The following is an 11,725-nucleotide window of genomic DNA, read 5'->3' as shown; positions in this document are numbered from 1 at the left end:
GCGAGGTGGAAGTTGTGCGCACAAGAATCACATTGGAATGTACAGAATGTAAACAGCGTAACTACAATATGACAAAGGATAAGAAAACTCATCCGGAACGTATGGAAACAAAAAAATATTGTAAGTTCTGCAAATCACACACAATGCACAAAGAAACAAAATAGTTTGTGGAAAGGAAGTGAACGGAATGGCTGAAAAAAAAGAGAAAGCCAAAAAGACAAGCTGGTTCAAAGGTCTTAAAGCAGAATTTAAAAAGATCATTTGGCCGGATAAAAAAACACTTGCTAAGCAGACTGTGGCAGTTACGGCGTGCTCGATAGTATTAGGAGCAATTATTGCGGTTGTTGATGTCATTGTAAAATATGGTGTCGACTTCTTAGTGAAGTAATGGCTGCCAGCAATTATGAAAGGTGATTTTATGTCAGAAGCAAAATGGTATGTAGTTCATACTTATTCTGGGTATGAAAACAAAGTAAAAGCAAACATTGATAAGACAATTGAAAACAGACACCTTGAGGATCAGATCTTAGAAGTAAGAGTTCCTATGCTGGAAGTTGTTGAGATGAAAAACGGAACGCAGAAAGCAGCTCAGAAAAAAATGTTCCCTGGATACGTGATGATTCATATGATTATGAATGATGACACCTGGTATGTTGTAAGAAATACCAGAGGGGTAACGGGATTTGTAGGTCCGGGGTCTAAACCGGTTCCGCTTACAGAGGCTGAGATTGATGCTCTTGGAATTATGGATGCAGATATTGTTGTAGACTTTGAGATTGGTGAGGTTGTAAAAGTTACCAAGGGAGCATGGAAAGATACGGTTGGAGTAATCCAGGAAGTGAATGCTCAAAAACAAAGTCTTGTAATCAATGTAGAATTGTTTGGTCGTGAAACGCCAGTAGAAATAAGTTTCTCAGAAGTGAAAAAAATGTAACAAGTAAAAGTGGGAGGGAAATCCCCGCGAATACCACAAGGAGGTACACAAAATGGCAAAAAAAGTACAAGGTTATATTAAATTACAGATTCCAGCTGGAAAGGCAACTCCAGCACCACCGGTTGGTCCAGCGCTTGGTCAACATGGTGTAAACATTGTTGAATTTACAAAACAATTCAATGCTAAAACTGCAGATCAAGGTGATTTGATCATCCCTGTAGTTATCACAGTTTACAATGATAGAAGCTTCAGCTTCATCACAAAGACACCACCGGCAGCAGTTTTGATTAAAAAAGCATGTGGTTTAAAATCGGGTTCAGGAGTTCCGAACAAAACAAAAGTAGCTACAATCACAAAAGCTCAGTTACAGGAAATCGCTGAATTAAAAATGCCAGACTTAAATGCTGCAACAGTAGAAGCTGCTATGAGCATGATCGCAGGAACATGCAGAAGTATGGGTGTAACAGTAGAAGAGTAAAATTGTAAACATGTAACGTGGGAGGGGCTCTCCCGATATTACCACTAGGAGGTTATTGAATATGAAACGAGGAAAGAAATACGTAGAAGCTGCGAAATTGATCGAAAGAGGAAATCTTTACGACAAAGAAGAAGCAGTTGCATTAGTTAAAAAATCTGCAGTAGCAAAATTCGATGAGACAATTGAAGCTCATATCAGAACAGGTTGTGACGGACGTCATGCAGACCAGCAGATCCGTGGTGCTGTTGTATTGCCACACGGAACAGGTAAAAAAGTTCGTATCTTAGTATTTGCAAAAGATGCTAAAGCTGAAGAAGCAAAAGCAGCAGGAGCAGATTACGTAGGAGCAGAAGACTTAATTCCGAAGATTCAGAACGAAGGATGGTTTGAATTTGATGTTGTAGTTGCTACACCAGATATGATGGGTGTTGTTGGACGTCTTGGTCGTGTACTTGGACCAAAAGGTTTAATGCCAAACCCAAAAGCTGGTACAGTAACAATGGACGTTACAAAAGCTGTTAACGATATCAAAGCTGGTAAGATCGAATACAGATTAGACAAGACAAACATTATCCATGTGCCACTTGGAAAAGCTTCTTTCACAGAAGAACAATTAGCGGACAACTTCCAGACGCTTATTGATGCAATTATGAAAGCGAAACCAGCAGCTGTTAAAGGACAGTACTTAAAGAGCGTTACTTTAACATCTACAATGGGACCGGGTGTGAAAATTAACCCAGCTAAATTAGTATAATTGATATTCAAAAATATACAAAAAGAATTATTGCCTTACTAAATTTTAGTTTGGCAATAATTCTTTCTATTTTACAGCCATTCGGTTGAATCAGAGGAAATCCCTCGAAATTACCATTGGAAAATTACAAAAATAGCTTGACATATAGAAAAAAATATGATAACTTATATTAGAAAACTGCCGAAGACAGTAGGTGCCGTAAGGCATAAGTAGTGAAACGCCTACCGAGGAGATTTGAATTCGATGAATTATGTGAATTTACTGTCCTCTTGTCGTGTGGCGAGAGGATTTTTTATCTTTATTCGAACGGCGGTACACAATAATCTATAAGGAGGTGCACCATTCGTGGCAAAAGTTGAATTAAAACAACCAATCGTTGCAGCAATCGCTGAGGACGTAAAAGATGCAGCATCAGTTGTATTAGTTGATTATCGTGGATTAACTGTAGCTCAGGATACAGAATTACGTAAACAATTAAGAGAAGCAGGAATCATCTACAAAGTTTGCAAAAACACAATGATGAAAAGAGCGTTCGAAGGAACTGATTTTGCAGGATTGAACGAATACTTAGAAGGACCAAGTGCTATTGCTATTTCTAAAGATGACGCTACAGCACCAGCTAGAATTATTTGCAAATTTGCAAAAGGAGCTGAAAAATTAGAAGTAAAAGCAGGTGTGGTTGAAGGAACAGTATATGATGTTGCTGGAGTTCAGGAATTATCAAAAATCCCTTCAAGAGAAGAATTACTTTCCAAATTCCTTGGAAGCATTCAGTCACCTATTACAAACTTCGCTCGTGTTCTTAATCAAATCGCTGAAAAAGGTGGAGAGGCAGCAGAAGCTCCAGCTGAAGCAGCAGAAGAAGTAACAGCTGAGTAATTGTAAGACTCAGAGAGGATTCTAAAAGAATCATACAGGATACAGTCCTGAAAATCAAAGCATTTAAAACAATGGAGGTAAATAAAATGGCAAAATTAACAACAGCTGAAATGATCGAAGCGATCAAAGAATTATCAGTATTAGAATTAAATGAATTAGTAAAAGCATGTGAAGAAGAATTTGGTGTATCTGCAGCAGCAGGTGTTGTAGTTGCAGCAGCAGGTGGAGACGCAGCTGGAGCAGCTGAAGAAAAAGATGAATTCAACGTAGAATTAACATCTGCAGGAGCATCTAAAGTTAAAGTAATCAAAGTTGTTCGTGAAATCACAGGACTTGGATTAAAAGAAGCTAAAGAAGTTGTAGACGGAGCTCCTAAAGTAATCAAAGAAGGTGTTTCTAAAGCAGAAGCTGAAGAAATCAAAGCTAAATTAGAAGCAGAAGGTGCATCTGTAGAATTAAAATAATTCATAGAGAGCATTTAAAAGCCGAGAGAGTTATCTCTCGGCTTTTTTGCGATGAAAAGAATTGGATGTTATAAGCATAGAAAATAGGCAGGATGTGCATACGTGCATCCTGCCTATTTGCACAATATATACATTTTTTTGTACAAAAAACCGTAAATGCGAAAAGTGTATTGCCAAAAATTGGTGATTTGGTATAATCAAATATGAAATTCAATATAACTGGTTGTGAAAACGACCAATTGAAAGACAGGAGGTAAAACATGAAGAAGAAAATGGTCTTAAGACTATTGAGTCTGGCTATGGTTGCATCTATGACAGGTACAATGCTTCCGTCTAATCTTCAGCTTGTATCAGCAGAGGAATCTGTTGCTACAGAAGAAAAGACAGAAAAAGCAGAAGAGACAGCAGTACTGGAAGATGGAATCAATGATGCTTGGACTCTGGAAAACGAAGCTGGCGAAGACGCAGTATGTGCAGTAGAAAACGGATGGCTTAATTTAAAATCAGGAGCACAGAATGACAATACTCCTAACAGTGGAAAACAATTGATGGTTGTGAACCCAAACAAATTTGATTTTACAAAAGCGGGATATTTCTCATTCACAATGAAATCAAACAATGCAAATACAAGTCAGGATAATAGTGACAGATTTGGTGTATATCTTGGATATAATACTGCAAAGAACGGTATGTTTATCGGATATGATAACCAAGGATGGTTCTGGCAGAAATATAAAGATGGTAATGGAGCTTATTTTACAGGCGGAAGAACAGCTGCGCCAAAAGACAATGCGGAAGTGAATGTACGCATTGAGTGGACAGCAGATCAGAAGATGACATTGAAATTAAATGATCAGGCTGTATTTACAAATGAAGAGTTTGGTTCTATCAAAGATGTTCTTGGAACTCAGATTGCATTCAAGTGTACAAGCTGGTCAGGGCATGTGTCTGATGTCCTTATCAAAGACATTCACTACACAGGACAAAAAGAAGCAGCTACATATGCAGTAACAGGAACAGTAACTGACGCAGATAACAAAGTTTTGGAAGGTGCTACAGTCAAAGTTGGTGATAAAACAGCAACAACAGATAAGTCAGGTGCATATTCTTTGGAATTGGCAGCTGGAACATATGATATGACAGTTGCAAAAACAGGATATCAGACAGCAACAAAATCTGTGACAGTAGCAGATGAAGATTTGAAAGTTGAGACTGTAAAATTAGAAAAAGTTGCAGAAGTAGAGACAGAAGTACTTTCTACAGATTATATGGATGTTCATGTAGCAAAGAACTTCCCAAGCGTTGTGAGATACGAGATGAAAAAAGGTGATCTGAAAGGAAAGACATTCTATGGACAGACTTCAGAGATCAACACAATCCGTATCAACGGAACAGACATCAAACTTTCTAAAGATGATGTGAAAGCAACGTTTAAAGACAACAAAGCTACTTATGAGCTGACTGTAAAATCAGGTGATACAATTGATGCAGTTCTTACAGCAGAGTTAGTTGCAAAAGATGATACAGTTTCATTTGAGATTACAAAAGTAAAAAATAATTTGGATGAAACAAAAATAGTAGATAAAAGACATGTGTATGCAATACAGAGCATTGAGATCCCAAATCACAGCTTGATTTCTGTAAATAGCACACAGGAAAATGCAAACTTAAAAGGCGCATTAATGTCTTCTAATACAACAATCAGCGGTGATGAGTATCATGAGATTACAGCTAACACAGAACTTTCACAGGATTATATGTATGCATTTATCTCAAACAGCGAGATGAGCGCCGGATTATGGAGCAACTCTGAGAATGAAGGTTCTGCAAAAGCGGTTGGCGTATCTGGAGGAAGCCATAACACAAGAGTCATGGCAACTACAGAAGAAAAAGACGGTTATGTATCTTTGGGGCTTGGAAGTACAAAATGGTACTGGCACAGAGAAGAACAAGATTCGAAAGGAACATGGCATCTTGTAGATGAGACAGATACTCCACAGGCAAAAGTTACAATCGCCGGAAATGTGAACGGTGATGAAGAGATTGACTGGCAGGATGGTGCGGTAGCATTCCGTGACATTATGCACAATCCATATAAGAGTGAAGAAGTGCCGGAATTAGTTGCATATCGTATTGCAATGAACTTTGGTGGACAGGCCCAGAACCCATTCCTTACAACATTGGATAACGTAAAACGTGTGTCAATGCATACAGATGGACTTGGACAGTCCGTATTATTAAAAGGATATGGTAATGAAGGTCATGATTCAGGACATCCTGATTACGCAGACATCGGAGAGAGAATCGGTGGAGCAGAGGATATGAACACACTGATGACAAAAGGTGCTGAGTATGGAGCAAAATTTGGTATCCATGTCAATGCAGGTGAGATGTATCCAGAAGCAAAAGCATTTAGTGAAGACTTAGTAAGACGTGATGCAAACGGGAACCTTCGTTATGGATGGAACTGGATTGACCAAGGTATCGGAATCGACAGTGTATACGATCTTGGAATGGGACTTCGTGAAAAACGTTTTGATGAGTTAGAAGAAAAAGTCGGACAGAACTTAGACTTCGTATATGTAGATATTTGGGGAAATAAGACAGGTGGAAGCGATGACTCTTGGCAGACACGTAAGTTATCAAAAGAGATCAATGATAATGGATGGCGTATGGCTACAGAGTGGGGATCAGCGAATGAATATGATTCCACATTCCAGCACTGGGCAACAGACCTTACATATGGTGGATATAAATTAAAAGGTGAGAACAGCGAGGTAATGCGTTTCTTACGTAACCATCAGAAAGATTCATGGGTAGGTGATTATCCATCATACGGCGGAGCTGCAATGGCACCACTCCTTGGTGGATACAACATGAAAGACTTCGAAGGATGGCAAGGACGTAATGATTACGATGCTTACATCAAGAACCTTTATACACATGATCTGACAACAAAATTTATTCAGCACTATGAAATCACAGACTGGGAAGATTCTGAAAACTCATTTACCAAGAATGATCCGGATGGAAAAGCTTACACATGGACACCGGAGATGAAGATCACATTAAAAGATGGTGACGATACACTTGTTCTTGAAAGAGGATCTGACAATCCGGATGAAGCGGCATACCGTGACAGAACAATGACATTGAACGGTAAGGTAATCGCAACAGGTGCTGTTGCAAGAGGCGATAACGGAGAAGGCGGAACAGAAAAATATCTGCTTCCATGGATCTGGGATTCTGAGACTGGTGATGAAGTAGATGCAAAAGATGAAAAATTATATCACTGGAATACAAAAGGTGGATCAAGCGAATGGGAACTCCCAGACAGCTGGTCAGGTCTGAAGGATGTCAAAGTATACAAATTGACAGACCTTGGTAAGACGGATGAAAAGACTGTTAAAGTGGTAGATGGAAAAATTACTTTAGAGGCAGACGCTGAAACTCCATATGTAGTATGTAAAGGTGATGAAGCAAACCTTGAGATTACATGGAGTGAAGGAATGCACATCGTAGATGCAGGATTTAACAGTGGTAACTTTGATGCTTGGAAACAAGACGGAGAAGGAAAAGCTGAGATTGCAAAGAGTCAGTATAGCAACCCAATGATGAAATTATCCGGAAAAGTATCTATGACACAGGAACTGACAGACTTAGAGGCTGGAAAACAGTATGCAGTTTTAGTTGGTGTAGATAACAGAAGTGATGCAAAAGCATCTATGACTGTAAAAGCAGGCGATAAAGTATTGGCAACAAACTATACGACTCGCTCAATTGCAAAGAACTATGTAAAAGCATATACACACAGTAACTCTAGCGCAACAGTAGATGGAAGCAGTTACTTCCAGAACATGTATGTATTCTTTACAGCGCCAGAAAGCGGTAAAGTAACACTTACACTTTCAAAGGCAGCAGGTGAGGGAGATACATATTTCGATGATGTACGTATCGTTGAAAATGACTCTAAGAACATTACAACAAACGAAAAAGGTGAAGTTGTAAAATTCGAGCAGGATTTCGAAAAGAGCGTACAGGGACTTTATCCATTTGTAGTAGCTGGTATTGAAGGTGTTGAGGATAACAGAATTCACTTATCAGAATTACATGCTCCATATACACAGGCAGGCTGGGATGTGAAGAAGATGGATGATGTTTTGGACGGAAAATGGTCAGTGAAGATCAACGGATTGACACAGAGATCTACATTGGCATACCAGACGATTCCACAGAACTTCCGTTTTGAACCAGGTGTGACATACAAAGTAAGCTTTGATTATCAGGCAGGAACAGATGGAATCTATGCAGCAGCAGTGGGAATCGGTGAGTACAATGGTAATGTACAACTTGAAGAGCTTCCGATGGCAATGGGCAAAGATGCTGATGGTCACTATACTACTCAGATCACAGGTGACTCTACAGGACAGACATGGTTCGGTATCTATTCTACAGATAAAGCAGCAGATCTTCAGGGAACATCTGGATCAGCAGCAAACTTTGGTGGATACCAAGAGCTTGTTCTTGATAATCTTGTAATTGAAAGAGTAGATGAAGAAGTTACAGCAGATACGTTGAAGGCATTGATCGAAGACGCAAAAACAAAATATAGCGAAGACGATTATACAGCAGAAGTATGGAACAACTTCCAAAAAGAAATCGCAAAAGCACAGGTTGCTCTTGACAAAGATAACTCAACACAGGAAGATATCGAAAAAGCATACTATGCATTAAAAGGTGCGATGGTTACAATGGATAATTCCAAAGGTCTTGATGCAACAGATGACTCAAGAGATATCTCTACAGAGGGTATGACTGCGACTGCAGGAAGCCAGCAGGGAACAACAGGAAGCGAAGGACCAGCAAGTAATGTATTAGATGGAGATGCGAATACAATCTGGCATACACAGTATTCACCATCTGTAGATAGTTTTGATAAACAATGGATTGATATTGCAACTGCAGAACCGACAACAGTAGGTGGAGTGAGACTTCAGCAGAGATCTGGTAAAAACGGTGTGATTAAAGAAGCAGAAATCTGGGTTAAAACGACGGATGCGGATTATGTGAAAGTAGCAGATGCAAGTTTTGGAGGAAGCGGATGGCAGGTAGTTACATTTGAAAATATTGAGAATGTAACAAATGTTAAGATTGTGCCAAAAGCTACATTAGGAGATCAACCGAACAAGTTCTCAGCAGCAGCAGAAATTCGTCTGATGGGAGCAAAACAAGACGTTACAATCGAAGTTGACAAATCTGGATTACAGACAGCGATTGATGCAGCAAAAGCATTAAAGGCAGAAAATTATACAGCAGAGACATGGGAAGTATTAACTACAAAACTTGCGGCAGCAGAGAAAGTTTATGCTGATCCAGAAGCAACAGATTATGAAGTACTTCTTGCAATAGCGAACCTGACAGAGGCTATCGAGGGCTTAGAAGCAGTAGAGACACCAGAAGCAGGTGACAAAACAGAATTAAATAACTTGATCACACAGTACAGTGGATTAAATGAAAAAGATTACACAGCAGAAAGCTGGAAAGTATTTGCAAATGCATTAGAAAATGCAAAAGCAGTTTCAGCAAAAGAAAATGCAAGTCAGGCTGAGATTGATCAGGCAATTGCGGCATTAACGTCTGCACGTGCAGGTCTTGTGAAAGCAACAGATCAGACAACACAAGCGGATAAGTCTAAACTTCAGAAATTCTATGATGAATGTGTTGGATTCTACAAAGAAGCAAATCATTCAAAAGAAAACTGGAAAGCATATCAGGAGGCACTTGTTGCAGCGAAAGCAGTGTTAAATGATAAAGATGCAACTCAGGAGGAAGTAGACAATGCGTTGAGCAAATTAATCAGTATTACAGCTAAGATGAATGCTGAGTTAAAAGATGTGTCAAATGCACCGAAAAATCCAGTGACAGGTAAAGATAATGTCATTAAAACTGGCGACACAACATCTCCAATCGGATGGGGTGCGGCAGGAATGGCAGCGGTTCTTGCGGTAGTTGCAGCATTTTTGGCAAGAAGAAAAAAGCGCTAAAAATACAGTAAAATAGACTGTGACGGAGAAGGGGCACGTAAGTGCCTCTTCTTTTTTGCTTTCCATATAGGTCAATTAGTGGTATAATAGGATTTGAAACTTTAGGATTTTGAGGGCAAAGAGATGAAAAAAGACGTACATTTGAAAGGAATGCTGAGGCTGTATATGCAGTGGCCGGCAGTGATGTCAATTTTATTGATTGCAATGAACCTGTGGATATATTCTGTGGACAAACGTGCAGGGGTAATTATGAGTTTGTTTGTTGCGGTGTATATTGTAATAGTCGGGGTGTTATATTTCTATAATAAGTCGATTATTTTTTCAGATCTGGTTGATTTTGCGGCGCAATATGGATCGGTACAGAATGTATTGTTAAAGGAATTGCAGTTTCCGTATGCCATTCTTTTGGAAGATGGACAGATTATATGGAATAATACCTGTTTTTCAGAAGTGTTTGGGAGCGAAGCGAAGACGGGAACCTATCTTAGCAAATACATTCAGGAGCTGAATCGAAGCGTATTTCCAAAAGAGAAAGACAAGCCAATTGAAAAAGAAGTAAGCTATAATGGAAGAGATTACCGTGCGATTCTGTCTAAAGTACCTGTGCAAGATTTGCAGGAGGCAGAGAATATCTTACAGATGAGAAAAGGCAGAGAATATTTTGTGACAGTTACTTTGAGTGATGTTACAGAGATGAACGAGTATATTCGTGCAAATGAAGAGCAGAAGCTTGTTGCAGGGTTAATTTACATCGATAACTATGATGAAGTTATGGAAAGTGTTGAGGAAGTTCGACAGTCTCTTTTGGTTGCGTTGATTGACAGAAAGATCAATCAATATATGTCAGTCAATGACGGTATTGTGAAAAAGCTTGAAAAAGATAAATACTTTTTCGTGATCAAAAAGTCCTATTATAAAGAGATGGAGAAGAATAAGTTCGCGGTGCTTGATGAGGCGAAAAGTGTTAATATCGGGAATACAATGCCAGCCACACTGAGTATCGGTATAGGGATTGCAACAGATACATACGCGCAAAGTTATAACTATGCCCGTGTGGCGATTGACCTGGCACTTGCCCGCGGCGGAGATCAGGCGGTTGTGAAGAGCAACAGTGGAATTACTTATTTTGGTGGTAAGAGAGAACAGACATCGAAGAACACAAGGGTTAAAGCCAGAGTCAAGGCTGAGGCTCTTCGGGAGTTTATCACGGCGAAAGACCAGGTTATTGTCATGGGACATAAGATTGCAGATGTGGATTCATTTGGCGCGGCAGTTGGAATTTACCGTGCAGCGTTGACGATGGAAAAGAAGGCTTACATTGTGCTGAATGATATTACATCTTCCGTTCGTCCGCTGTATCAGTCGTTTTGTGAAAGTCCACTGTATCCGGACGATATGTTTATCAGATCGGAGGATGTGGATGAGATCATTAATGACAGTACGGTGGCGGTTGTTGTTGATACGAATAAGCCGGAGATGACGGAATGTCCGGATCTGCTTAAGATGACAAAGACAATCGTGGTGTTTGACCACCACAGGCAGAGCAGCAATATGATTGAGAACACGGTGCTTTCCTACATTGAACCTTATGCGTCATCTTCGTGTGAGATGGTATCAGAAGTATTGCAGTATATTACAGATGATGTGAGAATTACAAATGTGGAAGCAAACAGTATGTATGCCGGAATTGTGATCGACACGAACAATTTTATGAACCGTACAGGAGTGAGAACATTTGAGGCGGCCGCATTTTTGAGAAGATGCGGAGCGGATATTACCTATGTGCGGAAGATTTTCCGTGATAATATGGAATCTTACCGTGCAAAAGCGGAGATTGTAAGTAGTGCAGAGGTGTTCTGTGATGAGTATGCAATCGCAAGATATGAGAATGCGGAAATAGACAGTCCAACGATCATCGGTGCACAGGCGGCGAATGAACTTCTGAACATTGATGGAATTAAAGCGTCGTTTGTATTGACCAAGTATAACGGAAAAATCTATGTCAGTGCGCGTGCGATTGATGAAGTGAATGTTCAGATTATCATGGAACGTGTCGGCGGAGGCGGACATATGAATACTGCCGGAGCCCAATTCCAGCACACCAATATGGAAGAGGCAATTGAGACGTTGAAAGAGACGATCTATACAATGAAAGAAGAAGGAGATATTTAG

At 39.7% G+C, this 11,725-nt stretch carries 9 protein-coding genes and 1 other annotated feature; all 9 genes read left to right on the top strand.

Translation table 11 applies throughout. The features are described 5' to 3' along the window. Positions 1–14: 14 nt before the first annotated feature. The 9 genes from rpmG (at position 15) to BQ5364_RS14465 (ending at position 11,725) form a co-directional block, all read left to right on the top strand. Positions 15–164 carry a 50S ribosomal protein L33 gene (rpmG, locus tag BQ5364_RS14505; RefSeq protein WP_044987260.1) on the top strand — a complete coding sequence of 50 codons (150 nt, stop codon included), beginning with the start codon at positions 15–17 and terminating at the stop codon, positions 162–164. A 23-nt stretch (positions 165–187) separates the two neighbouring features. After that, the gene (gene secE, locus BQ5364_RS14500; protein WP_004612835.1) at positions 188–388 is read left to right on the top strand and encodes a preprotein translocase subunit SecE; all 201 of its coding nucleotides are present in this window, start codon (positions 188–190) and stop codon (positions 386–388) included. 30 nt (positions 389–418) lie between these two features. Next, positions 419–934, top strand: a complete 516-nt coding sequence (gene nusG, locus BQ5364_RS14495; RefSeq protein WP_071144524.1) for a transcription termination/antitermination protein NusG — start codon at positions 419–421, stop codon at positions 932–934. Positions 935–986: 52 nt separating this feature from the next. Next, the gene (rplK, locus tag BQ5364_RS14490) at positions 987–1,412 is read left to right on the top strand and encodes a 50S ribosomal protein L11 (protein ID WP_004612833.1); all 426 of its coding nucleotides are present in this window, start codon (positions 987–989) and stop codon (positions 1,410–1,412) included. Between the two features lie 61 nt (positions 1,413–1,473). Continuing rightward, entirely contained in the window at positions 1,474–2,166 is a 693-nt protein-coding gene (gene rplA, locus BQ5364_RS14485; RefSeq protein WP_004612832.1) for a 50S ribosomal protein L1, read from the top strand. 162 nt (positions 2,167–2,328) lie between these two features. Then, positions 2,329–2,469 (top strand) — a sequence feature (ribosomal protein L10 leader region). 42 nt (positions 2,470–2,511) lie between these two features. Continuing rightward, a complete protein-coding gene (gene rplJ, locus BQ5364_RS14480) occupies positions 2,512–3,045 on the top strand; it encodes a 50S ribosomal protein L10 (protein ID WP_004612830.1) in 534 nt (177 codons plus the stop codon). 86 nt (positions 3,046–3,131) lie between these two features. Next, positions 3,132–3,509, top strand: a complete 378-nt coding sequence (rplL, locus tag BQ5364_RS14475) for a 50S ribosomal protein L7/L12 (RefSeq protein ID WP_022250263.1) — start codon at positions 3,132–3,134, stop codon at positions 3,507–3,509. A gap of 260 nt (positions 3,510–3,769) precedes the next feature. Next, the gene (locus BQ5364_RS14470) at positions 3,770–9,553 is read left to right on the top strand and encodes an endo-alpha-N-acetylgalactosaminidase family protein (protein ID WP_071144523.1); all 5,784 of its coding nucleotides are present in this window, start codon (positions 3,770–3,772) and stop codon (positions 9,551–9,553) included. A gap of 123 nt (positions 9,554–9,676) precedes the next feature. Beyond that, positions 9,677–11,725, top strand: coding sequence for a DHH family phosphoesterase (locus BQ5364_RS14465; protein ID WP_004612826.1), 2,049 nt, complete (start codon positions 9,677–9,679; stop codon positions 11,723–11,725).

This window comes from Coprococcus phoceensis, from assembly GCF_900104635.1.
In the GTDB taxonomy this organism is placed as follows: domain Bacteria; phylum Bacillota; class Clostridia; order Lachnospirales; family Lachnospiraceae; genus Faecalimonas; species Faecalimonas phoceensis.
This window is presented reverse-complemented; position numbering and strand designations above follow the sequence as displayed.

Coding starts and splice junctions, on each gene's coding strand:
- secE (WP_004612835.1), top strand. CDS start 188: ATGGCTGAAAAAAAAGAGAAAGCCAAAAAGACAAGCTGGTTCAAAGGT.
- nusG (WP_071144524.1), top strand. CDS start 419: ATGTCAGAAGCAAAATGGTATGTAGTTCATACTTATTCTGGGTATGAA.
- rplK (WP_004612833.1), top strand. CDS start 987: ATGGCAAAAAAAGTACAAGGTTATATTAAATTACAGATTCCAGCTGGA.
- rplA (WP_004612832.1), top strand. CDS start 1,474: ATGAAACGAGGAAAGAAATACGTAGAAGCTGCGAAATTGATCGAAAGA.
- rplL (WP_022250263.1), top strand. CDS start 3,132: ATGGCAAAATTAACAACAGCTGAAATGATCGAAGCGATCAAAGAATTA.
- BQ5364_RS14470 (WP_071144523.1), top strand. CDS start 3,770: ATGAAGAAGAAAATGGTCTTAAGACTATTGAGTCTGGCTATGGTTGCA.
- BQ5364_RS14465 (WP_004612826.1), top strand. CDS start 9,677: ATGAAAAAAGACGTACATTTGAAAGGAATGCTGAGGCTGTATATGCAG.